Source organism: Amycolatopsis saalfeldensis (assembly GCF_900110575.1).
GTDB lineage: Bacteria > Actinomycetota > Actinomycetes > Mycobacteriales > Pseudonocardiaceae > Amycolatopsis > Amycolatopsis saalfeldensis.
The window spans coordinates 22,516-45,524 of record NZ_FOEF01000022.1 but is presented as its reverse complement, the minus strand read 5'-3'; the positions used below and the strand labels follow the sequence as shown (position 1 = coordinate 45,524).

General features: G+C 72.0%; 22 protein-coding genes. 11 read left to right on the top strand and 11 right to left on the bottom strand.

Annotated features, from left to right (window positions below):
* The first annotated feature begins 47 nt into the window (after nt 1–47).
* Entirely contained in the window at nt 48–839 is a 792-nt protein-coding gene (locus tag BMY97_RS36525; RefSeq protein WP_091626566.1) for a TetR/AcrR family transcriptional regulator, read from the top strand.
* 114 nt (nt 840–953) lie between these two features.
* Here BMY97_RS36525 and BMY97_RS36520 read toward each other — a convergent pair whose 3' ends face one another.
* From BMY97_RS36520 to BMY97_RS36500, 5 genes are all read right to left on the bottom strand, one after another.
* A complete protein-coding gene (locus BMY97_RS36520) occupies nt 954–1,598 on the bottom strand; it encodes a TetR/AcrR family transcriptional regulator (RefSeq protein ID WP_091626564.1) in 645 nt (214 codons plus the stop codon).
* A 114-nt stretch (nt 1,599–1,712) separates the two neighbouring features.
* Entirely contained in the window at nt 1,713–3,407 is a 1,695-nt protein-coding gene (locus BMY97_RS36515) for a flavin monoamine oxidase family protein (RefSeq protein WP_091626561.1), read from the bottom strand.
* On the bottom strand, nt 3,404–4,174 hold the full coding sequence (locus tag BMY97_RS36510) for a carbon-nitrogen hydrolase family protein (protein WP_091626558.1): 771 nt from the start codon (nt 4,172–4,174) through the stop codon (nt 3,404–3,406). Before BMY97_RS36510 ends, BMY97_RS36515 begins: the two co-directional genes overlap by 4 nt.
* Nucleotides 4,171–5,592, bottom strand: coding sequence for an amino acid permease (locus tag BMY97_RS36505; RefSeq protein ID WP_177231709.1), 1,422 nt, complete (start codon nt 5,590–5,592; stop codon nt 4,171–4,173). Before BMY97_RS36505 ends, BMY97_RS36510 begins: the two co-directional genes overlap by 4 nt.
* A 111-nt stretch (nt 5,593–5,703) precedes the next feature.
* On the bottom strand, nt 5,704–6,981 hold the full coding sequence (locus BMY97_RS36500; RefSeq protein ID WP_091626555.1) for a sensor histidine kinase: 1,278 nt from the start codon (nt 6,979–6,981) through the stop codon (nt 5,704–5,706).
* A 75-nt stretch (nt 6,982–7,056) separates the two neighbouring features.
* Here BMY97_RS36500 and BMY97_RS36495 point away from each other — a divergent pair, with 75 nt between their 5' ends.
* The gene (locus BMY97_RS36495) at nt 7,057–7,296 is read left to right on the top strand and encodes a hypothetical protein (RefSeq protein WP_143086381.1); all 240 of its coding nucleotides are present in this window, start codon (nt 7,057–7,059) and stop codon (nt 7,294–7,296) included.
* Nucleotides 7,297–7,487: 191 nt separating this feature from the next.
* Here the strand turns inward: BMY97_RS36495 and BMY97_RS36490 are convergent, their stop codons facing one another.
* Both BMY97_RS36490 and BMY97_RS36485 read right to left on the bottom strand, forming a co-directional pair.
* Nucleotides 7,488–8,171, bottom strand: a complete 684-nt coding sequence (locus BMY97_RS36490; RefSeq protein ID WP_091626842.1) for a response regulator transcription factor — start codon at nt 8,169–8,171, stop codon at nt 7,488–7,490.
* Nucleotides 8,172–8,965: 794 nt separating this feature from the next.
* Entirely contained in the window at nt 8,966–10,003 is a 1,038-nt protein-coding gene (locus tag BMY97_RS36485; protein ID WP_091626550.1) for a LacI family DNA-binding transcriptional regulator, read from the bottom strand.
* Nucleotides 10,004–10,040: 37 nt separating this feature from the next.
* Between BMY97_RS36485 and pip the strand changes: the two genes are divergently transcribed.
* The 3 genes from pip (at nt 10,041) to lpdA (ending at nt 13,359) form a co-directional block, all read left to right on the top strand.
* Nucleotides 10,041–11,003 carry a prolyl aminopeptidase gene (gene pip / locus BMY97_RS36480; protein WP_091626548.1) on the top strand — a complete coding sequence of 321 codons (963 nt, stop codon included), beginning with the start codon at nt 10,041–10,043 and terminating at the stop codon, nt 11,001–11,003.
* A 112-nt stretch (nt 11,004–11,115) separates the two neighbouring features.
* Entirely contained in the window at nt 11,116–11,910 is a 795-nt protein-coding gene (locus BMY97_RS36475) for a lysophospholipid acyltransferase family protein (RefSeq protein ID WP_091626545.1), read from the top strand.
* Between the two features lie 63 nt (nt 11,911–11,973).
* On the top strand, nt 11,974–13,359 hold the full coding sequence (lpdA, locus tag BMY97_RS36470; protein ID WP_091626542.1) for a dihydrolipoyl dehydrogenase: 1,386 nt from the start codon (nt 11,974–11,976) through the stop codon (nt 13,357–13,359).
* Nucleotides 13,360–13,495: 136 nt separating this feature from the next.
* On the opposite strand, the gene BMY97_RS36465 is transcribed toward lpdA, so the two are convergent.
* Nucleotides 13,496–13,951: a GNAT family N-acetyltransferase gene (locus tag BMY97_RS36465; RefSeq protein WP_091626539.1), complete on the bottom strand. Its 456-nt coding sequence runs from the start codon at nt 13,949–13,951 to the stop codon at nt 13,496–13,498.
* 113 nt (nt 13,952–14,064) lie between these two features.
* Between BMY97_RS36465 and BMY97_RS49705 the strand changes: the two genes are divergently transcribed.
* The 4 genes from BMY97_RS49705 to BMY97_RS36450 all read left to right on the top strand — a co-directional run bounded on the left by BMY97_RS49705 (nt 14,065) and on the right by BMY97_RS36450 (nt 17,405).
* Nucleotides 14,065–14,436, top strand: coding sequence for an alcohol dehydrogenase catalytic domain-containing protein (locus BMY97_RS49705; RefSeq protein WP_425425383.1), 372 nt, complete (start codon nt 14,065–14,067; stop codon nt 14,434–14,436).
* Complete coding sequence (locus BMY97_RS49700) at nt 14,433–14,957, top strand: zinc-binding dehydrogenase (RefSeq protein WP_425425382.1); 525 nt, start codon at nt 14,433–14,435, stop codon at nt 14,955–14,957. The genes BMY97_RS49705 and BMY97_RS49700 overlap by 4 nt, the downstream gene beginning before the upstream one ends.
* A 148-nt stretch (nt 14,958–15,105) precedes the next feature.
* Nucleotides 15,106–17,004 carry a S8 family serine peptidase gene (locus tag BMY97_RS36455; RefSeq protein WP_091626536.1) on the top strand — a complete coding sequence of 633 codons (1,899 nt, stop codon included), beginning with the start codon at nt 15,106–15,108 and terminating at the stop codon, nt 17,002–17,004.
* A 113-nt stretch (nt 17,005–17,117) separates the two neighbouring features.
* A complete protein-coding gene (locus BMY97_RS36450; RefSeq protein WP_091626534.1) occupies nt 17,118–17,405 on the top strand; it encodes a DUF1905 domain-containing protein in 288 nt (95 codons plus the stop codon).
* Between the two features lie 687 nt (nt 17,406–18,092).
* Here the strand turns inward: BMY97_RS36450 and BMY97_RS36445 are convergent.
* Entirely contained in the window at nt 18,093–18,728 is a 636-nt protein-coding gene (locus BMY97_RS36445; RefSeq protein ID WP_091626531.1) for a class I SAM-dependent methyltransferase, read from the bottom strand.
* 34 nt (nt 18,729–18,762) lie between these two features.
* Here BMY97_RS36445 and BMY97_RS36440 point away from each other — a divergent pair, with 34 nt between their 5' ends.
* Complete coding sequence (locus BMY97_RS36440) at nt 18,763–19,500, top strand: SDR family oxidoreductase (RefSeq protein ID WP_091626528.1); 738 nt, start codon at nt 18,763–18,765, stop codon at nt 19,498–19,500.
* Nucleotides 19,501–19,509: 9 nt separating this feature from the next.
* On the opposite strand, the gene BMY97_RS36435 is transcribed toward BMY97_RS36440, so the two are convergent.
* Nucleotides 19,510–20,559: an SDR family oxidoreductase gene (locus BMY97_RS36435; RefSeq protein ID WP_091626526.1), complete on the bottom strand. Its 1,050-nt coding sequence runs from the start codon at nt 20,557–20,559 to the stop codon at nt 19,510–19,512.
* A gap of 70 nt (nt 20,560–20,629) precedes the next feature.
* Between BMY97_RS36435 and BMY97_RS36430 the strand changes: the two genes are divergently transcribed.
* Complete coding sequence (locus tag BMY97_RS36430; protein ID WP_091626523.1) at nt 20,630–21,523, top strand: LysR family transcriptional regulator; 894 nt, start codon at nt 20,630–20,632, stop codon at nt 21,521–21,523.
* A gap of 15 nt (nt 21,524–21,538) precedes the next feature.
* On the opposite strand, the gene BMY97_RS36425 is transcribed toward BMY97_RS36430, so the two are convergent.
* A complete protein-coding gene (locus tag BMY97_RS36425; protein ID WP_091626520.1) occupies nt 21,539–22,996 on the bottom strand; it encodes an ABC transporter substrate-binding protein in 1,458 nt (485 codons plus the stop codon).
* Nucleotides 22,997–23,009 lie beyond the last annotated feature (13 nt).

Sequence of the window (23,009 nt, the reverse complement as noted above, 5' to 3'; positions counted from 1 at the left end):
GCACGAGGCCTGGCACCGGGCTCGGTGATCCGGCTACGGTACCCCGCATGCCGTCTTCGTCCCCGCGAGCCGGGAGCCGCCCGCGGTCCCGTGCGGCCGCGGGGCTGCCGGCCGTCACCGCGGAGAAGGTCGTGGACGCGGCACTCGCGCTCACCGCGGAGCGCGGCCTCGACAACTGGACGCTGCGGCAGCTCGCGGCGGCCGTGGACGCCTACCCCGCGGTGGTCTACCACCACGTCGGCGACCGCGATTCGGTCGTGGCCGCGGTGCTCGACCGGGTCGTCGGCTACCTGCGGCTGCCCCCGGAAGACCGGTCCTGGCCGGAGTGGTTCGGCGAGCTGCTGGTCGAACTCCGCGTGGTGCTGCGCCGCTACCCCGGCACGGCCCGGCGCATGGTGCTCTTCGGCCCGTCGGTGGCCGCCGCCCAGCGCCCGGTCGACCTCGGCATGCGCATGCTGCTGGACGCGGGCTTCGCGGCGGAGAGCGTGCTGGCGTTCAACCTGCTGGTCGCCACCGCCTGCCAGTTCGTCGCGATGGAGGACGACCGCGACGGGACTCTCGCGCTGCGCCTGGACAACACCGCGGAGTACGCCGGCTACCGCGACCGCGCCGACCTGCCCGGCCTGGCCACGCACGGCCGCGCGATGCACGACCTGGCCGGCAACCCCGGCCTCACCGCGGACTACTACGACCGGCTGTACGACTACGCGGTGCACCGCTGCCTCGACGGGCTGGCCGAGCGCCTGCGGGTGCTGAAGACCGAGCGGCCCGAGCTCCAGGCCGCGCAGTCCGGCGGGGGCCCGGCTGCGGATTCGGTGAAATTCACCGGTCCGGAATAGCCGAACCGGCACCGAACTGTGCCCCGGACGGCGTAGCGTGGCGGATACCGGGGGCCCTGGCCGCCGGCCGGAACCCCTGGCACCCTCCTCCCCCTCGTGGTGCCAGGGGTTCTGTCACTGTTCGGCGCCGGCCGGGCGGGGCGGGTTCTGGATCAGCGGGAAGACCTGCCCCACGAGCGTGACGAGTGTTTTGCTCAGCAGCGTGTGCACCTGCGTCCGGTCGAGCGAGCCGCGCACCAGCCACTCGCGCCCGGCCGCCTTCACCATGCCGCCGAACGCGCGCACGGCGGCGTTCAACTGCTCGCCGTTCGCGCTCTCACGCGAGAGGCCCACCGCTTCGAGCACGCGGTCGGCCGATACGCGGTCGGCCTCCTCGAGCAGGCCGTCCACCTCGGGGTCGCGCCCGATGCCCTCGGGGGCGATCGCCGCGAGCCAGGTTTTCTCCTGCGCGTGCACCATGTCGAGGAACCAGTCGATGGCCGCCTCGGCCCGCACCTCGAGCGGGCCCTCGGGCAGGATCTCCACCGCCAGCCGCGGCACGGTGAGCGCGCGCCGCACGATTTCCAGGTACAGCTCGCGTTTCGTGCCGAAATAGTGGTTGATCAGCCCCCGGGCCACCCCGGCCGCCGCGGCGATGTCCGAAGTGGACACAGCCGAGTACGGCCGTTCGCCGAACAGCCGCGCCGCGCACGCGTAGATCTGCTCCCTGCGCTCGTCCGGTTCCAGTCTCCGCCATCTCGGCGCCGGCTCGGTGGTCATACGTCATATTTTCGCATGATCGGTTCAGTAAGGCAGATTAATCAGGAAGGGTGTCGCCGCCGGGAACACCATCGGCTGGTACCACCGGGTACGCCTTGACGGGCTGGCGGTGCGTCAGTCGGGCAGCGCGACCGGCGCGAGGTCGTCGAACAGATCCCCTGGTCCCGGGTTCGCGGGGGAGGTCTCGCCGCCGAAATGCCGCAGCACGCCCCACACCGCGTTCAGCGCGGTCTGCACCGCGCCCTCGGCCCAGCCGGCCGTCCACGAAACGTCGTCGCCCGCGAGAAACAGCCCGCGGAAACGATCTTCGAGCCGGTCCTGCACGAAATGCGTGAACAGCCGGTGCTGGTAGCGGTAGTGCCCGGGCAGGTTCGCCTTGAACGCGCCCATGAAATGCGGTTCCGCCTCCCAGGAAACGGTCACCGGGTCACCCACGATGTGCCGTCGCACGTCGACGCCCGGATAGATCTCCCGCAAGGACTGCAGCATCACCTCCACCCGTTCCGACACCGTCAGCGGCAGCCATTTCGACGAGTCGTCGGCCCAGGTGTAGGAAAGGCAGATCACCGCGGGGGAGCCGGGGTCGTCGCCGAGCAGGTAGGTGCCGCGCGGCATCCGGTCGGTGAGCGTCATGCTCATCGTGTCCCGCCCGGTGACCGGGTCGGGGTCCAGCCAGAACGGCCGGTCCACCGGCACGAACACCTTCGAGGACTCCATGTAGTGCGTGCGCTCGATCGCCGTCCAGTGGTCGATCGGGAACAGCGCCTCGTCGCACTCGATCTTCGACAGCAGCATCCAGCTCTGCGCGGTGAACACGGCGGCGCCGAACGTGCGGATGTGGCCGGACGCGTCGGTCACCGTGATGTTGTTCGGCGCAGTGCGGTGCAGCCGCGTGACGCCGGGGCGCGGCTGGCCGTTTTGGTGCAGTGAAGCCAGATTCGTGCCCGCGGGCCAGTGCGCGAGCTGTTCCGGCGCGTGCTCCCACAGCCGCAGGGGGAGCTGCCTGCTGCCGCCGGCGATGGAGCGGTGCTCGTCGTCCGCGCCGGTGTAGACGACGCGCAGGATCTCCAGGATCGAGTTCGGGAAGTCGGTGTCCCAGCCGCCGGTGCCGAAGCCGACCTGGCCGAAGATCTCGCGATGGCGGAACGAGGCGAACGCCGGCGAATCGCACAGGAACCCGTAGAACGTCTGGTGGTCGAGCCGTGGCACCATTTCGTTCCAGATCCGCTTGACGGTCTTCACGTCGCGGTCGCGGATCGCGGTCTGCATCTCGGCGAACGACGCGTGCTCGTCGAGGGTTCGCTGCCACGCCTTGGCCACGGCGCCGAACACCTCCGGCAGATCCTCGGGGGTGCGCGCGTAATGGCTCTGCCCCTTGAGGTCCACGACCGTGCTGGGGGTGCCGGGCGCGAGCGGGTTCGGGAACGGCGTGGTCTCCAGGCCGACCTTGTCGATGTAGTGGAACAGCGAGGTGGACGCGGGCGGGAACCGCATCGCGCCCATCTCGGCCACCACGTCGTCGGGCAGGCCGGGGAAATGGTGCGTGCGCAGCCGGCCGCCGAGCTGGTCGACCTCGTAGACCACCGGCCGCAGCCCGAGTTTCATCAGCTCGTACGCGGTGACGACACCGGAAAGCCCGCCGCCGATCACGGCCACCTCGGTGCCGTGCCGCCCGGCCGGCACCGTGCCGAGGCCGTCGGGGTGGTTCAGGTAATCGTCGTAGGCGAACGGGAAGTCCGGGCCGAACATGGTGATCGGCCGCCCGGCGGGCTCTTCCGTGGGGATCGCGGTCGGGACGGCGGAGGTCATGCGCTGGGTCCTTCGGTCAGGGGGCCGTACAACTCGGGCCGCCGATCGGCCAGATACGTGTTCGTCGGCCGGGTGAGCGCGACCGGGTCGACGTCGGCGAGGATCAGCTCGGGCCCTTCGCCGGCCTTGGCCACCACCTCGTCGGGCGTGGCGATGGCCGAGTGGCCGCAGTAGTCCAGCTCACCCTCGGCGTCGCAGCGGTTCGCGTACACGACGTACAGCTGGCTTTCGTGGGCGCGGATCGGCACCAGCTCGTCGGCCACCCGTTCGTACGGGCGCATCAAGGCCGTCGGCACGAGCAGCAGCTGCGTCCCGGCGAGGGCGTGCGCGCGGACCGCCTCGGGGAACTCCACGTCGTAACAGATCAGCAGCCCGACCCGCAGGCCGTCGAGCTGGGCCTGCACGACGAGTTCGGTGCCGGGGGAGAACTGGCTGTGGTCGAGGTCGCCGAACAAGTGCGTCTTGCGGTAGTTCGCGAGCCGTTCCCCTTGCGCGGAAAGGAGTTGCGCCGAGTTGTACACGGTGTCACCGGCTCGTTCGGGATAGCCGTAGGCCAGCGCGACGCCGTGCTCGCGGGCCAGCGCGCCGAGTTCCCGCGCCAGCGGCCCGTCGGCGGCCTCGGCGCGTTCGGCGACCGCGGCAGCTCCGATGGCGTAGCCGGTGGTGATCATCTCGGCGGTCACGACGAGCCCCGCGCCCCGCGCGGACGCTTCGGCCACGGCGGCCGGCAGCTCGTCGTACGGGCCCTGGTGGACGGCGACGATCACGACCGCACCGCCAGCCGCGAGCGCCGGATGCCGTAGGCGAAGTACAGCACCAGCCCGAGCGCCATCCAGGCGCCGAACACGACCCAGGTCGCGCCGTCGAGGCTGAACATCATGTACGCGCAGCAAAGCACGCCCAGGATCGGCGTCACCGGTGAGAACGGCACGCGGAACGACCGCGCGTCGCCCGGCCGCCGCTTGCGCAGGATCAGCACGGCGATGTTGACCAGCCCGAACGCGAACAGCGTGCCGATGCTGGTGGCGTCGGCCAGCTTGCCGAGCGGGATGAACGCCGCGAGCACCGCGACGAATCCGGACACCACCAGCGTGTTCGTCCGCGGTACGCCGGTCTTCGGGTGCACTGTGGACAGTGCCTTCGGCACCAGCCCGTCGCGCGACATCGCGTACAGGATGCGCGTCTGCCCGTACAGCACGGTCAGCACCACGCTGGAGATCGCGACGATCGCGCCGACCGCGAGCACCCCGGCCCAGAACTTGTTGTCCAGCACGGAGGTCAGCACGTGGGAGAGCGCCGCCTGCTGGTCGCCGAACTGCTGCCACGGCAGCGCGCCGACCGCCGCGAAGGCCACCAGGCAGTACAGCACCGTGACGATGGCGAGCGAGAGCAGGATCGCCCGCGGCAGGTCCCGCTGCGGGTTACGAGCCTCCTCGCCGGCCGTCGAAGCGGCGTCGAAACCGATGTAGGAGAAGAAGAGCTTCGCCCCGCCCGCGCTCATGCCCGCCAGGCCGAGCGGCAGGAACGGCGTGAATTTCTTCGCCTGCACGGCGGTGAACGCGATCGCGCAGAACATCACCAGGGTGGCGATCTTGACCGTCACCATGATCGCGTTGGCCCGCGCGCTCTCCTTCGCGCCCGACAGCAGCAGGACCATCGCGAGCACCACGACCAGGATCGCCGGCACGTTCACCAGCCCGCCTTCGCCGGGCGGCTGGCTGAGCGCGTCCGGGATGGCAACGCCGAACGCGAGGTGCAGCAGCTCGTTGAGGTACTGGCCCCAGCCGACCGCGACGGACGCGACCGACACGCCGTACTCCAGCACCAGGCACCAACCGCAGATCCACGCGACGATCTCGCCGAGCGTGGCGTACGCGTAGGAGTACGAGGAGCCCGAAAGCGGGATCATGCCGGCGAGTTCGGCGTAGGACAGCGCCGAGAACAGCGCGGTGACGCCGGCGAGCACAAAGGACAGCACCACGGCGGGCCCGGCCACCGGCACCGCCTCGCCGAGCACCACGAAGATGCCGCTGCCGAGCGTGGCGCCGATACTGAGCATGGTCAGCTGGCCGAGGCCGAGCGAGCGTTTGAGCCGCCCGTGGTCGGCGTCGGCCACCAGGTCGGCGACGGGCTTGCGGCGCAGCAGGGCCGCACGCAGGCCGGGTTCTGGCAAAACGGACTTCACCGGACTCCTCCTCGTCGAGGTCGGGTGTGAGCCACGGTATCGATCGGATGATGACCCGAAAACTGGGAATCGTTGTGTTGCTGAGTTATTTCTGGGTGATTCATTGCACTTTCACGGTTGATCGTGGTGATTCGTTCCATCCACCCCGGGCAGGAGCAGGGTGAAGGTCGGCGGATCGGGCCGGGACAGCCGCAGCCGCCCGCCCTCCGCCTCGGCGAGGCTGCGGGCCAGCCGCAGCCCGATGCCGTGGTTTGTCGCGGTTTTGGTGAAGGGATCGGCTTCGCCGAGGCCTGGCCCTTCGTCGGCGACGTCGATCGCGAGCGCCCCACCGGCGTCGCGCGCGGTCACGGTGACCGTGCCGCGGCCGTGGGCCACCGCGTTGTCCAGCAGGACGGCGAGCACCTGCCGGACGGCTGCCGCCGAAGCGCGCGCGGGCGGCGCGTCCAGGTTCTCGATCCGCAGGCCGCGGCCGTGGGGCCAGGTGGTGGCGCGGAGTTCGGTCAGCACGGCGTCGAGGTCCAGCTCCGCGCGGGGCGCGCGGCGTTCCCGGGAGAGCGCGAGCAGGTCCTCGATGGTGCGTTCCAGCCGGTCGGCCGAGCCGATCCCCGCGCGGATCGCGGCGTACGGGTCCTCCGCCGGTTCCTCGAGCGCGGCTTCGAGCTGCAGCCGCAGCCCGGTCAGCGGGGTCCGCAGCTGGTGGGAGGCCTCGGCGGAGAACGCGCGCTCGCGGTCGAGGGTGTCGCCGATCCGCGCCGCGGTGACGTCGAGGGCTTCGCCGACCTCGTCGATCTCGGTGATCCCCGCGCGCGGGGCCCGGACGGTGAAGTCGCCTTCGCCGAGCTGTGCGGCCGACGCGGCGAGCCGGTCGAGCGGCCGGGTCAGCCGCGCCGCGATCCGCCGCGCGACCAGCCAGGCCGCGGCCACCGCGGCGATCGCGAGGCCGGCCATGGCCAGCCAGGTCAGCCCGATCCGCCGCGCGAGTTCCGCCTGCGGCACGGCTGCGCGCACCACGCCCGTCAGCCGCGCCCCGCTGAGCACGGGGACCGCCAGCACCTGCTCGGACCCCACCGGCCCGGTCGCCATGTCGGTGTCCGCACTAGACGCGCCGCGCACGATGTCGTCCGCCCGCGCCGGCCCGTGCCCCGCGAGCAGCCGCCCAGCCTCGTCGTAAACGCCCACCTCGCCGCCGCTGCTCGCCGGCACCTGCGGCGCCCGCCCCGCCGCGAGCGCATCCGACACGACCACCGCCGCAGCATCGGCCGCCCGCTCCAACTCCGACGTGGTATCCGCCCGGTAGTACCAGAACACAGCAACGCCCAGGGGCAGCCCGAACAGGCTAGTCGCCAACACCGCGGCCAACACGGTAAGCGTCACGATGCGGCGGTGCATGGGCCATGCCTCCTTCCGCCGGGGATGGCCGGGGGTGCGTTCGTCTGCGGGGTTCGCCTGGGGAGCGCCGTCGCCGTGTGGCGGGTGGTGCCGTGCTTCGGCTGGCTGGTGGCCGGGGTGGTGGTTGGTTTGGTGGGTGCGGTGGCCGGGTTGTGGGGTTTGTTCCGGCTGGTTGTGGTTGGCGATGGGCTGGTTGCCGTGGTGGTCGTTTTGTTGGGCGTTGTGGTCGGGCGGTGGATGGGTTCGGGCGTGTGTCGGCCGGTGGTGCTTGGGGGTGGGTTGGTCGGCGGGGTGGGTGTCGTGGCCGGGTGGTGAGTGGGGCCGGGCGTGCGTCGGCTGGTGGTGTTCGGGGGCGGGTTGGTTGCCGGAGTGGTGGTCGGCTCGGCCGGGATCGCTGTCGGGTGGTGGATGGGGTCAGGCGTTCGTCGGCTGGTGGTGCTTGTGTGCGGGTTGGTTGCCGCGGCGGTGGTCGGCCTGCTGGGCGTCGTGATCGGGTGGTGCACCGGTCAGGCCTCTTCCAGTCGGTAGCCGTGGCCGCGCAGCGTCACGATTCGCGGCACTTGGTCCGGCGAGACGGCCGCGGCCGCGAGCTTGCGCCGCAGCGCCGCGATGTGCACGTCGAGCGTTTTGGTGGAGCCGCGCCAGTGCGTGTCCCAGACGTCGGCCATCAGCGTCGCGCGGCTGACCGCCACACCCGGCTGCTCTGCCAGCCGCGCGAGCAGGTCGTACTCCCTCGCCCGCAAGTCCAGCTCTCGCCCGCCGAGGCTGACCCGCCGCCGGGCGGTGTCCACCACCAGCGCCCCGACGGCCACCGGCGGCGCGACCTCGACCGGCGTCCCGCCGCGGCGCAGGTGCGCGCGGACCCGGGCGAGCAGCTCGGGGAGCCGGATGGGCTTGGTGAGATAGTCGTCGGCCCCCGCATCGAGGCCGACGATCACGTCCATTTCCTCCTGCCGCGCGGTCAGGATCACCAGCACGGCGGAAGGCAGCGCGGCCCGCAACCGCCGGCAGACTTCGAGCCCGTCGAGGTCGGGCAGGCCGAGGTCCAGCAGCACCAGGTCCGCCGCCGTCACCGCGAGCGCACCGCGGCCGTCACGGCACCACCGCACCACGTGCCCCTGCCGCCGCAGCGTGGCCTCGATGACCTCGCCGATCGTCGGGTCGTCCTCCACCACCAGCACCTGAGCCACGCCCGGCAGCGTAACCAACGCCCCCCGACCCCGACCGCGGGGAAATCCCGGACCCGCCCCCGCGCCGATCCACTGTGGACACGGCAGCAGGATCGAGACAGAACCGGGTGCCACCGGAACCGACGGGCCGGACAGCGGGCGGCGCCAAGGCCGAGGCGGGCTGGGCCTGCGGAAGTGCAGGGGTGGCGGTGACTGGGCCTGCGGAAGTGTTGGAGCCGAGATGGGTCGGGCCTGCTGAAGTGCCCGGACCAAGGTGGCCCGGCCTGCGGAAGTGCCGGGGCAGAGGTGGGCTGAGCCCGCGGAAATGTGGGGGCAGCAGGCGAGTGGGCAGCGCCGAAGCGGGCTGGGCACTGCGGAGATGTTGGGGCCGAGGCGCGCTGGGCCTGCGGGAGTACAGGGTGGCGTTGGCTGGGCCTGCGGAAATGTTGGGGTAGCCGTGGCTGGGCCGGCGGAGGCGTTGGCGCGGTGGCCGGGCCTGCGGAAGTGCCGAGGGTGAGGTGGCTGGCCTGCGGAAGTGTCGGGGCCAAGGCGGCTGGGCCTGCGGAAGTGTCGAGGGTGAGGTGGCTGGCCTGCGGAAGTGTCGGGGCCAAGGCGGCTGGGCCTGCGGAAGTGTTAGGGCAGAGGTGGGCTGAGCCCGCGGAAATGTGGGGCAGCAGGCGAGTGGGCAGTGCTGGGGCCGAGGTGTGCTGAGCCTGTGGAAGTGCTGGGGCCGAGGTGGGCTGAGTCCGTGGAAGTGCCAGGGGCCGCAGGCGAGCGGGGCAGGGTCCGAGGAAGTGCTGTCGGCGCGGGGTGGGTCAGCGGCGGGGCCGGGCGGTGCTCTCCCGCAGGACCACCTTGCCCGGGAGCCGGACCGTGCGTGGACGGGGGCCGGAGCCGGTGAGGGCCAGGTCCATGACTCGGGCGCCCAGCTGTTCCAGCGGCAGGGCGAAAGTGGTCAGCGGCGGCGTCAGGTCGCGTACCACCGGGATGTCGTCGAAGCCCGCCACCGAGATCTGGCCCGGCACGGACACACCGGCTTCGCGCAGAGCCGTCAGTGCGCCGATCGCCATCACGTCGGTGACGGCGAACACGCATGTCGGCAGGCTTCGGCGTGGTCGTGTCAGAAGGCGTTTCGCTGCTTCGTAGCCGCCTTCGCGCGTGAACGCGGCTTCGAGCACGTCGTCCTCGCGGAGGGTGACTCCGTGGTCGGCCAGCTCGGTGGTGAAACCGTCCAGCCGGTCGACGACCGTGCTCAGGCGCCGTGGGCCGGACAAGACGGCGAAGCGCTTGTGCCCCAGGGCCAGCAGCGCGCGGGCGAGCTCGGCCGCGCCGCCGCGGTTGTCCGGCTGCACGGTGTCCATCTTCAGGCCCCGGTGCCGGCTCACGGCCGCGACCTGTCCGCCGCCGCGCCGGTAAGGCTCCAGCTCGGCAGCCATCGCGCGCTCCCAAGCGCGGTCCTCGAACGCGGAGCCGATCAGCAGGATCGCCGACGCGCGCTGGGCCCGCAGCATCGAGACGTACGCGACTTCGCGCCCGGGATCGCGGAAGGTGCCGGCGAGCATCACCAGGAGCCCGTTGCTGTCCGCCACTCGCATCACGCCGTTCGCGATGGCCGCGAAGTACGGATCGGACACATCGTGACAGATCACCCCGACTGTCCGATGTGTCCCGCCGGCGAGGGCCTGGGCATGCGCGTTGGGCGCGTAGGACAGCTCCGCCGCGGCCGACACGACCCGATCGCGCAGGTCCGTGCGCACCGAGGTCGTGCCGTTGAGCACGCGCGAGGCCGTGGCGAGTGACACGCTCGCGCTGCGTGCCACATCCTCGAGCGTCACGTGTGGCCGCGCCTTCATCGCTCCTCCAAGGTGCCTTCTCGGGCATAGTGGCGTCATGCTCGGTCTGTACCCGGAAATCGAACCCTACGACCACGGGATGCTGCCGGTGGGCGACGGAAACGTTATCTACTGGGAGGAGTGCGGGAACCCCGCGGGCAAGCCGGTCGTGTTCCTGCACGGCGGTCCGGGCAGCGGCGCCTCCATCCGGCACCGGCGGCTGTTCGACCCCGAGCGGTACCGGATCGTCCTGTTCGACCAGCGCGGGTGCGGGCGCAGCACGCCGCACTGCAGCACCCCGGAAGCCGACCTCACGGTCAACACCACCTGGCACCTGGTCGCGGACATGGAACGGCTGCGCGAGGACCGGGCCATCGAGACCTGGCAGCTGTTCGGCGGCTCGTGGGGGAGCGTGCTCGCACTGACCTACGCCGAGGCGTACCCGCACCGCGTCAGCGAGCTGGTGCTGCGCGGCGTCGCGACGCTTCGCGTCAAGGAATTGCAGTGGCTCTTCGGCGGCGGCGCGGGCTGCCTGTTCCCCGAGGCGTGGTCCCGGTTCCTGGCGCCGGTGCCGTACGCGCGGCGCGGCGAGAACCTGATCGAGGTCTACCACGAGCTGCTCCACCACCCGGACCCCGACCTGCACCGCCCGGCCGCGGTCGCGTGGAGCCGGTGGGAGGGCGAGACGGTGAAGTTCACGCCCCAGGAAGAGGTCGTCGCCGCCTTCACCGAGCCGGAGTTCGCGCTCGCCATCGCCCGGATCGAGAACCACTACTTCCGCCACGGCGGCTGGCTCGCCGACGACCAGCTGATCCGCGAGGCCGGCAAGCTCACCGGCGTCCCGTGCGTGCTCGTGCAGGGCCGGTACGACGCCGTCACCCCGGCCACCACCGCGTGGGAGCTCGCGCAGGTGCTCCCGGGCGCCGAACTGAAGATGATCGGCGACGCCGGCCACGCCTTCGACGAGCCCGGCACTCTGCACGAGCTGATCAGCGCGACCGACCGGTTCGCGGCGGGCTGAGCGTGGCTCCTCCGGTGAGTCACCCACGGTGCTGGTCCGGCGGTGTGATCCGCGCCGCGTCCGGGCCACGGTGACCACCGATCGGCGTCGTGATCGGCTACGAATAGCGGTCATGGCGCTGCGAAACCGGACGCGAGAACGCTGGACCCCGCTCGAACCGGCGGCTCCCGAGGGCGAACTGCTCACCTTCCGCCAGATGGCCGCCTACGGCCGGAGGTTCGCGCGCCGCGGCCGTGGCCACTGGTACAGCGCGGCGATCGAGGTGATCTGGCAGTTCCTGGTGCTGTTCTCCCGGTTCCGGGTGCGCGGCGCCGGGCATATCCCGGCCTCGGGCGGGGTGGTCGTCGCCTCGAACCACCTCTCGTTCGCCGACCCCGCGACGGCGACGGCCTTCTGCCTCGGCGCCGGCCGGGTGCCGCGCTATCTCGCGAAATCGGGCCTCTGGGACGTGCCGGTGCTCGGCCGGATCATGCGCTCGGGCGGGCACATCCCGGTCTACCGCGGCGCGCCCACCGCGTCCGGCGCCTACCGCGACGCCGTGGTGGCGGTCCAGGCCGGCGAGTGCGTCGCGATCTTCCCGGAGTCCACGTTCTCCAAGGACCCGGACGGCTGGCCGATGAAGGGCAAGACCGGTGCCGCGCGGATCGCGCTCGAGACCGGGGTGCCGGTGATCCCACTCGCGAACTGGGGCACCCACCACCTGCTGCCCGCCACGGCGTGGCTGCCGCGCGGCATCCCGCGCAAGACGGTGGACCTGGTCGCCGGCCCGCCGGTCGACCTCTCGGACCTGCGCGACGTCGAGCTGACCCGCGCCGTGCTGGAGGAGGCGACCGCGCGGATCATGGCCGCGATCACCGAGCTGCTGGCCGGGATCCGCGGGGCGCAGCCGCCCGCGAACCGGCCGTGAGCGGCTCCCCGGGCGAGCACGGTCACGCCGCCCCGCCGCCCGGATGGGGGTAGGTTTTGGGCTATGAGTGCACACTATGACGTCGTGGTGCTGGGGGCCGGGGTAGGCGGGTACGTGGCGGCGATCCGGGCGACGCAGCTGGGCCTGAGCGCCGCCGTCGTGGAGGAGAAATACTGGGGCGGGGTCTGCCTCAACGTCGGCTGCATCCCGTCGAAGGCGCTGTTGCGCAACGCCGAACTCGCGCACATCGTCACGCAGGAGGCCAAGACCTACGGCATCTCTTCCGACGGCGAGATCCGCTTCGACTACACCGCCGCGTACGAGCGCAGCCGCAAGGTGGCCGACGGCCGCGTCAAGGGTGTGCACTTCCTGATGAAGAAGAACAAGATCACCGAGTACGACGGCCACGGCACGTTCGTCGACGCGCACACCCTCGAGGTCAACGGTGAGCAGCTCACGTTCGACCACTGCGTGGTGGCCACCGGCGCGACCGCGCGGCTGCTGCCCGGCACCTCGCGCAGCGACCGCGTGGTGACCTACGAGCAGCAGATCATGGAGAGCGAGCTGCCGGGCAGCATCGTGATCGCGGGCGCCGGCGCGATCGGCGTCGAGTTCGCTTACGTGCTGCACAACTACGGCGTGGACGTGACCATCGTCGAGTTCCTCGACCGCATGGTGCCGCTGGAGGACGCGGAGGTCTCCGCGGAACTGCTGAAGCGCTACCGCAAGCTCGGCATCAAGGTGCTGACCTCCACGAAGGTCGAGGCCATCGACGATTCGGACGGCAAGGTCCACGTCACGGTCTCCAAGGACGGCGAGAAGCAGGTGCTGGAGGCCGACAAGGTCCTGCAGGCCATCGGGTTCAAGTCGAACGTGGAGGGCTACGGCCTGGAGAACACCGGTGTCGAGCTGACCGAGCGCGGCGCCATCGCCGTGGACGGCCGCGGCCGCACGAACGTGCCCCACATCTTCGCGATCGGCGACGTCACGGCGAAGCTCATGCTGGCCCACGCCTCCGAGTCGATGGGCGTGGTGGCCGCCGAGACCATCGCCGGCGCGGAAACCATGGAGCTCGACTTCGTGATGATCCCGCGCGCCACCTACTGCCAGCCCCAGATCGCCAGCTTCGGCTGGACCGAGGCGCAGGCGCGGGAGCAGGGCTTCGACGTCCAGGTCGCCAAGTTCCCCTTCACTGCCAACGGCAAGGCCCAGGGCCTCGGCGAGCCGGGCGGGTTCGTGAAGCTCATCAGCGACGCCACCCACGGCGAGCTGCTGGGCGGGCACCTGATCGGCCCGGAGGTCACGGAACTGCTGCCGGAACTGACTTTGGCCCAGCAGTGGGATCTGACGGTGCACGAGGTGGCCCGCAACGTGCACGCGCACCCGACGCTGGGCGAGGCGGTGAAGGAAGCCGTGCACGGGCTGGCCGGGCACATGATCAACATGTGACGGCGGGGTTCGGCTCCGGTCCGGCCCGCAGGTCCGGGGTCGGGCCGTCGCCGGACGGCGGGCTGGTGTCAGGAGCGCGGCGCATCGCCTCAGTGCCAAGGCAAGCAAGGAAATACCGGCGCGAAGACTGTCCACTTCAGACACCTCCGGTATCGAACGTCAGCTCCGGCCGTTCCCAGCGGATCTTCGGCGGGCGGGGTGGGACGGTGCCCGTGCGGTGGGCGCCCATGCGTTCGTAGAAGCGTGCCGCCGGAGGGTGGGATACGACGCGGACGGAGGGGATTCCCTTGGCCCGCGCGGTTTCCAGCATGTGTGCGATCAGTGCCGTGCCGAGGCCGGTGCCCTGGACCGCGTCGGCGACGAAGAGCAGGTCCAGTTCGGCGCCGGTGAGGCTGTAGAAGCCCAGTGGCCCGGTAGCGGGCGCCACCGCGGGAAAAGCGGCGAAGACCTGGTGACGCCCGACGTACTCGGGTGTCACCTCGTAGCCATCGAGGATTGACGCGTAGTCGCCTCGGTAGGCGGATGACGCGTGCAGCAGAGCGTTCAATGCGGCGGCGTCCTGGCCGGACGCGCGGCGGATGTCGTGGGGCATGGACGGGACGTTAGCCACGGCCACCGACAAGAACTTGACCTCCAGCGCGCTCGAGGTACGAGACTGTCCCGGACACCCAGCCGGAAACCATTGGGGGGCAACAGATGAGAGCCGTGGCGTTCAACCGATCGGGTGGACCCGAAGTCCTGCGCGTGCTGGAGCTGGCGGACCCGCATCCCGGGCCCGGCGAGGTGCGCGTGCGCGTCGAGGCCGCCGGGGTGCAGCCGTTCGACGCGGCGGTGCGGGGCGGATGGGAGCCGCCCAACGCGCCGCAAAGCCGGCCGCGCGTACCCGGCAACGAGTTCGCCGGCGTGATCGACGAGACCGGTGGGGAACTGCCCGTCGGCACCGAAGTCCTCGGCTTCACGCTCCTCGGCGCGTACGCCGAGTACATCGTCGTCCCCGAGGGGAACGCACGCCCAAGCCCGCCGAGATGCCGTGGGACGTCGCCGGCGGGTTCACCGCGGGCACGCAAACAGCCATGATCGCGCTGGAAATGATCGAGGCGGGCCGCGGCGACACGGTCCTCGTGCACGCCGCCGCGGGCTCGGTCGGCACCGCCGCCGTGCAGCTCGCGGTCCTCCGCGGCGCCACCGTGCTCGGCACTGCGAGTGAGACCAACCAGGCGTACGTCCGCGCGCTCGGCGCCACCCCGCTCGTCTACGGCGAGGGCTTGCGCGAGCGGATCGGGGCAGCGGCGCCCGGTGGCATCGTCGCCGTGCTGGACGGCGCCGGCGGCGAGGCACTGGACATCTCGCTGGAGCTGGTCGCCGATCGCGAACGGATCCTGACGCTCGTCGACCACGGCCGTGCCGCCGAGTTGGGCGTGCGGCTGGCTCGCGCCGACCGGTCCGCCGCCCGGCTGGCCCAGCTCGCCGCGCGGTACGCCAAGGGCGAGCTGCGATTCCCGGTCCGGCGCACCTACCCGTTCGCCGATGCGGCCGACGCGCACCGCGAGATCGAGACCGGCCACGGCCGCGGCAAGGTCGTGCTCACGCCGCGCTGATCCGTCCCACCATGCGGAAGCGCCGAGGATCCAAACTTTGGTGGGTGGTCATGGCCCGGGCCGCTCCTTAGATTCTCCTGATCACGGCCGGTCCCTGACCGGTCCCGCAACCGCGCGCCGGGCGCGTTCAGCAACGGGGAGAACTCGAATGGTGAGATTCAGGCGGGCCGCCGCGCGCTCGGTGCCGCTCGCGATGGGCGCCTTGCTGCTGACGGCCGGCGTGTCGGCCGCTCAGCCATCGGCCGCCGACACCGCCGCGGCTCGCACCGAAGCCGGGATCAACGCGTTGCAGGGCGTCAAGAAGACGCTGACGCCCGCCGAACTCAAGCAGTCGAGCCAGCTTGTCGTCGAGAAGCGCCTGCGCGCGGACCGGACGCTGGCCGCCGAACTCCCCGGCTACCACTCCGGCGTCACGGTCAGCCAGTCCGGCACGGTGTCCGTCGACATCACCGGCGCGGCGGGCACGGCCGTGTCGCGCGCCGTCCGGTCCGCCGGCGGCACGGTCCGCGACGCCACGCCGGACGGTGCCGTGCGCGCCGATCTGCCGCTGTCCGCGGTGGACGCGATCGCGGCCCGCCCCGACGTCACGGCCGTCGCGCCCGCGGCGCAGGCCATGACCTGGAACGAGCCCAGCCCGCAACAGCAGCTGGCCGCGAAGGCCGTCGCTGCCACGCAGGTGTCCGAAGGCGACAAGGCGCACGGCGCCGACACCGCGCGCACGAAGTACGGCGTGGACGGCACGGGCATCAAGGTGTGCGTGCTCTCCGACGGCGTGGACTCGCTGTCGAAGTCGCAGTCCGCGGGCGAACTGCCCACTGTTGACGTGCTGTCCGGCCAGGCCGGCAGCGGCGACGAGGGCACCGCGATGCTGGAGATCGTGCACGACCTCGCTCCGGGCGCGACGCTCGGCTTCGCGACCGCCTTCGGCAGCGAAGCGGGCTTCGCCGCGAACATCCGCGCGCTGCGCACCACCGGCAAGTGCACCGTGATCGTGGACGACGTCGCGTACTTCGACGAGTCGCCGTTCCAGGACACGCAGGTCGCGCAGGCGGTCAACGACGTCACGGCCGCCGGCGCGCTGTACTTCTCCTCGGCCGGCAACTCCGGCAACCTGACCGACGGCTCCAGCGGTTACTACGAGGGCGACTTCCGCGCTTCGGACACCGCGCTGCCGGGCGTCACGGGCACTCCGCACGACTTCGATCCCGGCAGCGCCACGCAGACCAGCGACCCGCTGTCGCCCGGTTCGCTGGGCAAGCCGGTGGCGTTGTTCTGGTCCGACCCGTGGGGCAAGTCCGCCAACGACTACGACCTCTACATCCTCGACTCGACGGGCAAGGTCGTCGCCTCCGGCACGAACCGGCAGACCGGCGCGCAGGACCCGTACGAGAGCGCGACCGTGCCCAGCACCGGCTCGGGCTACCGCGTCGCCGTGGTGAAGACCAGCGGCGCCGACCGGTTCATCGCGTTGAACGTGATCCGCGGCCGGTTCGTGGATTCGGGCTCGCTCAAGGCATTCAGCACGGCGGGCGTGACCTCGGGCCACTCGGCGGCGGCCGCGGCGTTCAGCGTGGCGGCGGCCCCGGCGGCGACGGCGTTCGGCCGCGCGCTGGAAGCCGGCGACCCGCCGAACCCGACCGGCCCGTACCCCGGGCTGTTCACCGCGTCGAGCAAGTGGGAGCGCTTCACCTCCGACGGCCAGCGGCACATGTTCTACAACGCCGACGGCACCGCCCTCACCCCCGGAAACGTCTCCTCGACGGGCGGCGCGACCCGCGCCAAGCCGGACATCACGGCGGCGGACGGCGTCGCCACGTCGGTGACGGGTTTCCAGCCCTTCTACGGCACCTCGGCCGCGGCCCCGCACGCCGCGGCGATCGCCGCCCTGCTGCTGTCCGGCAAGCCGACCGCGACCCCGGCCGAAGTCCGCACGGCCCTGGTCTCGAGCGCGATCGACCTCGGCGCCCCCGGGTACGACCCGGTGACCGGCAACGGAGTGATCATGGCCGGTCCGGCACTGGCCGCGCTGGGCGTGCCCGCGAAGTAAGTTTCCTGATCAAGAGAACGGCTCGGTGGGCAGCGCGCTCGCCGGGCCGTTTTTTGTCGGGGTGGCTGGGTACTGTCCGCGGCAAGGCCCGAGTACCGGGAGGAGGTGGGCCGGTGGAGTTCGAATTCGGTGGTGAACTGTGGTTCTGGCGCGGCCCGGCGCCGTGGTACTTCATCACTGTGCCGGAGGAGGAATGCCGTCTCCTGCGGGAGGAAGCGGCGTCGGTGAGCTACGGCTGGGGGATGATCCCCGTCCACGCCCGGATCGGGGACAGCGCCTGGTCGACCTCGCTGTTCCCGAAGGACGGTCGTTACGTCGTGCCGGTGAAGGCCGCGGTGCGCCGCGCGGAGAAGCTGGAGGAGGGTGATGTTCCGACTGTGCGGCTGGGGATCCGGGCGTGAAGCGGTGACCGCCCGCGCGGCTTTTGTGGCTGGGCTTGAGGTTGCTGGGCTTGGCTGGGGATTGCGCCGCTTCGGTGAGCGAGGATTGCGGGGCCTTGGGCGCTGGGCGTTGGTGGCGCGCTGCGGGGTGGGGCTGCGTCTTGGGCGGCTGCGCCTCGGGGGCGGGCGGTCGTGTGCCTCGTCTGGGGGTGGGCATTGCGTGTCGCGCGCCTTGTCGGGGGTGGGCATTGCGTATCGCGCACCTAGTCTGGGGCGGGCACCGCGTGACGCGCACCTTGTCGGGGGCGGGCATTGCGTATCGCGCACCTCGTCGGGCGCGGGCATCGCGTATCGCACACCTCGTCTGGGGCGGGCACCGCGTACCTGGTACTGGGGCGGGCATCGCGTGCCGCGCCGGGGGGCGGGCGTTGTGCACCGCGCCTTGGGGGTCGGGGCGTCGGGCACCACGCGTCGAGGGGTGGCCGCCAGGCATTGGGCGTCGGGCGCTTCGCTTCGCGCACCTCGTGCTGGGCGCAGGCACCGCGTATCGCGCGTCGGGGCACCACGCGTCGAGGGGTGGCCGCCAGACATTGGGCGTCGAGCGCTGCGCTTCGGGCACCTTGCGCTGGGGCGCAGGTACCGCGCGCCGGGGCTCGTGGTGCGGGGGTGCGAAGCCGCGAGCCGTTGCTGTGCGTGGGGTGGGTTCTCTTACGCGGCCTCGGTCACCAGGAGGTGGAAGGCGGCCAGTCCCTCGCCGACCCGGTCGTGCCGGCGCACCTCGAGACCGGCCGTCGCGAGTGCGTGTTCCAGTTCCTCCACCGGGCGCAGCCGGAAGCCGTGTTCGGTGAAGGGGGCCTTGGCCATCGCGGCCGGGTCGCCGATGCCGAGGACGAAACGGCCGCCCGGTGCCAGCACTCGGGCGATCTCGGTGAAGGCCGCGGCGACGTCCGGCACGAAGTACACCGTGTTGACCGTGATCGCGGCCGTCACGGAGGCGTCCGGCAGCGGCAGCGCGGTCATGGTGCCTTCGTGCAGCACGAGCCGTCCGGCGGCGACGTTCGCGGGGAAGGCGCGGCGGGCGCGGTCGAGCATCGTGGCCGACAGCTCGACGCCGTGCACAGTGCCGCCGTTCGTGGCTCGGAGCAGCAGGTCGAGGCCGAGGCCGCCGCCGAAGCCGATGTCGAGCGCTGTTTCGCCGCGGCGTACCGCCAGCGCCTCGACCGCCGCTGTCACGCGGCCGCGGTTCGCGCGGTTGAGCAGCCGTCCGACGGCGTGGCCGGGCAGCCCGCGCGGGTGGCCGAGCTGGCGCGCGAGGCCGGCGAGCAGAGTCTTTCGTGGTCCCATCAGTACAGTCTGCGGCATTCGGGAGGAGAACGGCATGACCGGGAAAACTGCGGTGGTCACCGGAGCGGGCTCCGGGCTGGGGCGGCGGATCGCCCGCGCGCTGCTCGGCGCGGGTTACCGGGTGGCGCTGGCCGGACGCCGCGAGGAGGTGCTGCGGGAGACCGCGGGCGGTGACGGGAACGCGCTGGCCGTGCCGGTCGACGTCGCCGATCCTGCAGCCGTCGAAGGGCTGTTCGCGGCCGTCCGCGAACAGTGGGGCCGGCTCGACCTGCTGGTCAACAACGCGGGTGTGTCCGTCGGCGGCACCGTCGCCGATCTGTCCGTGGACGACTGGCGCCGCACCGTCGACACCAACCTCACCGGCATGTTCCTGTGCGCGCAGCAGGCCGTGCGCCTGATGCGGGACCAGGACCCGCGAGGCGGCCGGATCATCAACAACGGCTCGATCTCCGCGCACGCCCCGCGCCCGGCCAGCGTCGGCTACACCGCCACCAAACACGCCGTGACCGGGCTGACCCGCTCGATCTCGCTCGACGGCCGCGCCTGGAACGTCGCGTGTGGACAGATCGACATCGGCAACGCCGCGACCGAGATGACCGAGCGCATGGCGGCCGGCATCCCGCAGGCCGACGGCCGCGTGGTCGCGGAGCCGACGTTCGACGCCGGCCACGTCGCCGATGCCGTGCTGTACATGGCCGCGCTGCCGCTGGACACGAACGTCCAGTTCCTCACCATCACGGCCACCACCATGCCATTCATCGGCCGCGGTTAGGAACATGCGTCACGGGATGACGCGCTCGCGGCGGAACTCGTCGAAGAGCCGGTAGAACATCTGCTCGGTCTCCACGTAGCTGTGGAAGCCGGCGCGCCGGGACTTCGAGGAGTCGGCGAACACGTCGTAGTCCCAGGAGAACACGAAGTCACCGAAGCCCCAGGCGGAAACCTCGGCATACGAGGGCTTGAGGCCGTGCTCCGCCGCCATCTTCGTCCACAGTGGACCTTTGTCGGCCATCACGACGTCCAGCGACATCGGCAGCGGCGGCGCGGCCTCCAGCCCGAAGTAGGCGGCGAGCTTCGGCCACAGCTCACTCCAGCGGAACAGGTCGCCGTTGGCGATGTTGTAGGCCCCGTCCGCCGTCGAGGTCGCGGCCCACACCGTGGCCTCGGCCAGCAGCCGCGCGTCGGTCATCTCCAGGAGGCTGGTGTACGCGCCCGGACGGCCCGGAAACCGCAGTGGCAGGCCGAGTTCCTTCGAGATCGACGCGTACACCGCGATCACCAGCGCGAGGTTCATCGGGTTGCCCGATCTTGTCCCACCGAGCGTCGTGCCGCCGACCACGGACGGCCGGATCGCCGACCAGGACCACGCCTTGCCGACGTGGCGGCGTTCGAGGAACGCCTGCTGGTCGACGTTGAACTCGGGCGGCATGTGCCCCGCGTCGGTCTCGCGCGCGGGCGTCTTGAACGGGCCGAGGTGCGCGCCGTAGACCTTGTACCCCTGCATCAGGCTCACGTGCCGCAGCCCGGGCGCGGCGGGTTCGAGGCCGTCCACCAGGTTCTCGAGCATCGCCAGGTTCGGCGGCACGAGCTCGGCCCAGGTCGGCCGGTCCTGGTAGGCGGCGTAGAAGAGGTGGGTCACGTCGCCGGCGTCGGCCAGCTTCGCGCGGGTGTCGGCCGCGTCGAGCAGGTCGACGGCGATGGTGCCGGGACCGCCGCGGCGCGAAAGGCCGAGGACGTCCCAGTCGTCCAGGCCCCGCAGATGCTCGATCAGGTTCCGGCCGATGATCCCGTTCGCCCCGGCGACCAGGGCGACGTTCCGCGTTGTGCTCATGCCTCGATCCTGGAGTCCGGCAAGGCATGAGTCCAAGGCTTAGTTTTCACGGGAGCGATAAGATCTGTTCATGGCAAGCCTGAGGCAGCTCGAATACCTCGTCACGGTCGTCGACACGGGTTCGTTCACGCGGGCGGCCGAGCAGCTGCACGTGACGCAACCGGCCCTTTCGCACCAGATGCGGGCGCTGGAGCAGACCGTCGGCGGCCCGTTGCTGGAGCGGCTGCCGCGCGCGGTGCGGCTCACGCCGATGGGGCGCGCGATGCTGCCCCACGCGCGGGCGGCGCTGGCCGACGCCGAACGTGCCCGGTGCGCGGCCCGGCAGGCGGGCGGGCTGATGGCCGGTGAGCTGCTGGTCGCGACGGTCTACTCGGTGAGCCTCGGCGTGCTGCCGCCGGCGCTGCGCGTCTGGCGCCGCGAACGGCCGGAGGTCGACGTGCGCCTGTTCGAGTACCGGCACGCCGACGAGCTGCGCGAGGCGATGACGGCGGGGGAGGCCGACGTCGCGGTCGGCCCGGTCCCCGAGGGCTGGGACGGGCCGGTGCGGCACCTCGGCACGGAGGAGTTCGTGGTCGTGCTACCCACCGACAGCACCGACAGCGCCAACACGGCCGAACGAAGCGCGGACGCGACCGTCGACCTGGCGACCCTGGCCGACTGCGCGTGGGTGCACTACGCGCCGGGGCACGGTCTCGCCGAGCTGGTGGACCGCGCCTGCGCCGACGCGGGTTTCCGGCCGCGGCCCGCGGTGCGCACGGAGCAGACCGCCGCGGCGCCGATCCTCGCCGCGGCGGGGCTCGGGCCGGCGCTGGTGCCCGCGAATGTCCTTCCGCCGCGTTTCGAGGGCCGGGTCCTGCGGCCGTCCACCCCGGTCCGTCGCCGGCTCGCCGCCTACACCCGCCCCGGTCCGGACCCGCTGACCTCGGGTTTCGTCGACGTGCTGGCCGAGCACGCGACCGTGTGACGGCCCAGAACAGCTTCAGACCGAGATATCGGCCAGCTGGACATCGGCGAACGGCGTCGCGGTGACGTCGTGCACGCGCGGCGACCAGACGGCGTGGCCGTGGCCGGTCCAGAGCGGGACGACGGGCAGGTCACGCAGCAGCTGGTTTTCGGCAACGCGGTAGAGCTGCCCGGACTCCTCGGGCGACGCGGCCGACTCGGCGGCGGCGAGGTCCTGCGTGAACCCCGGGTCGGCGTAGCCCGACGCGGCGGCCAGGCCGGTGAGCAGCTCCGCCGGGCTCGGGGTGTTGGCTTTCAGATCCACTGTGGACGGACTGTCCAGCGGCCCGTCGGACGGCCTCGGCTGCGCCGTCACGGGCACGCCGAGCGTTCCGCCCAGTCCGGCGGCCAGCGAGCCGGTCCAGGTGCCGGCGCCGGTGTCGTAGTAGACCGTCGACGGGCCGGCGAAGCCGGACTGGCCGAGCAGCGACTTCGCGGCCGCCGCGTCGAACGAGCACGGCCGGCAGGTGCCGGTGCGCTCGCCGGGGGCCTCGGCGGGCGGCAGCAGCGCCTTCGGCGGGTCGACCTGCTCCGAGAGCGGGCCGTTGACCAGCGCCTCCCGGTCCGCCGCCAGCGCGAACGCGTGCCGCACGGTGGCGTCGGCGAACCGCGGGGTGCGCACCGGGAACACCAGGTAGCCGGCCTCGGGCAGCGGCCAGGTGGTGTGCCGGTCGGCGAAGTCGGCGTGCATGGCCTCGTGACGCTCGCCCGGCACCGAGGTGGCGAGGTCGAGCGAGCCGTCCCGCACCTGGTCGTACTGCTCGACCGGATCCCCGACCCGCAGGTCGACCTCGTTCGCCTTGCCCGGCGCCGGCGTCACGCGCACGAGCTTGCCGCCGGTGCCGGGCAGCCAGCCGTTTTCCAGGCGGAACGGGCCGTTGCCGACGGGGTGGCGCGCGAAGCCGTTCCAGTCGCGGGAAGCCAGCACGGACGCGGGCAGCGGCACGAGCCCCGGCGCGGACAGCAGCGCGGGCACCTGGCCGGACGGGCGGTCGAGGTCGATCCGGATCGTCACCGGGTCCGGGGCGGAGATCTCCTTGGCGCACAAGGACTCCTTCAGCACGGGCGTGGCGGCCCAGTTCTCCGCCGCGACCGCCTTCCAGGTGTCCACATAGGACTTCGCGGTGACCGCGGTGCCGTCGTGGAACCGGCCGCCGGCCCGCAGCCGCACGGTCCAGTGCACGCGGTCCGGGCTGGTGATCGACTCGGCGGCGCGCGGGGTGAGGCGGCCGGACGCCGGGTCGTAGTCGGCCAGCGGCGTCCAGAGCGCGCCGGTGACCAGGCGCCCGGCCTGGTCGTCGACGTCGGCGGGCAGCAGCGTGCCCGGCTCCTGCAGGCCGGCGGTCAGCGCACCGGACCGGGCCGGCTCGACGGCGGTGCAGCCGGTGAGGGCCACGGCCGCGGCGGCGAGCAGGGCGAGCAGGCGGGTGCGCATGATGACTTACTAC

What these genes read in the sequence shown, in the direction of transcription:
- BMY97_RS36525 (WP_091626566.1), top strand. Translation starts at nt 48, where the DNA reads ATGCCGTCTTCGTCCCCGCGAGCCGGGAGCCGCCCGCGGTCCCGTGCG.
- BMY97_RS36520 (WP_091626564.1), bottom strand. Translation starts at nt 1,598, where the DNA reads ATGACCACCGAGCCGGCGCCGAGATGGCGGAGACTGGAACCGGACGAG.
- pip (WP_091626548.1), top strand. Translation starts at nt 10,041, where the DNA reads ATGCTCGGTCTGTACCCGGAAATCGAACCCTACGACCACGGGATGCTG.
- BMY97_RS36485 (WP_091626550.1), bottom strand. Translation starts at nt 10,003, where the DNA reads ATGAAGGCGCGGCCACACGTGACGCTCGAGGATGTGGCACGCAGCGCG.
- BMY97_RS36515 (WP_091626561.1), bottom strand. Translation starts at nt 3,407, where the DNA reads ATGACCTCCGCCGTCCCGACCGCGATCCCCACGGAAGAGCCCGCCGGG.
- BMY97_RS36465 (WP_091626539.1), bottom strand. Translation starts at nt 13,951, where the DNA reads ATGCCCCACGACATCCGCCGCGCGTCCGGCCAGGACGCCGCCGCATTG.
- BMY97_RS36455 (WP_091626536.1), top strand. Translation starts at nt 15,106, where the DNA reads ATGGTGAGATTCAGGCGGGCCGCCGCGCGCTCGGTGCCGCTCGCGATG.
- BMY97_RS49700 (WP_425425382.1), top strand. Translation starts at nt 14,433, where the DNA reads ATGATCGCGCTGGAAATGATCGAGGCGGGCCGCGGCGACACGGTCCTC.
- BMY97_RS36425 (WP_091626520.1), bottom strand. Translation starts at nt 22,996, where the DNA reads ATGCGCACCCGCCTGCTCGCCCTGCTCGCCGCCGCGGCCGTGGCCCTC.
- BMY97_RS36500 (WP_091626555.1), bottom strand. Translation starts at nt 6,981, where the DNA reads ATGCACCGCCGCATCGTGACGCTTACCGTGTTGGCCGCGGTGTTGGCG.
- BMY97_RS36430 (WP_091626523.1), top strand. Translation starts at nt 20,630, where the DNA reads ATGGCAAGCCTGAGGCAGCTCGAATACCTCGTCACGGTCGTCGACACG.
- BMY97_RS36475 (WP_091626545.1), top strand. Translation starts at nt 11,116, where the DNA reads ATGGCGCTGCGAAACCGGACGCGAGAACGCTGGACCCCGCTCGAACCG.
- BMY97_RS36435 (WP_091626526.1), bottom strand. Translation starts at nt 20,559, where the DNA reads ATGAGCACAACGCGGAACGTCGCCCTGGTCGCCGGGGCGAACGGGATC.
- lpdA (WP_091626542.1), top strand. Translation starts at nt 11,974, where the DNA reads ATGAGTGCACACTATGACGTCGTGGTGCTGGGGGCCGGGGTAGGCGGG.
- BMY97_RS36445 (WP_091626531.1), bottom strand. Translation starts at nt 18,728, where the DNA reads ATGGGACCACGAAAGACTCTGCTCGCCGGCCTCGCGCGCCAGCTCGGC.
- BMY97_RS36440 (WP_091626528.1), top strand. Translation starts at nt 18,763, where the DNA reads ATGACCGGGAAAACTGCGGTGGTCACCGGAGCGGGCTCCGGGCTGGGG.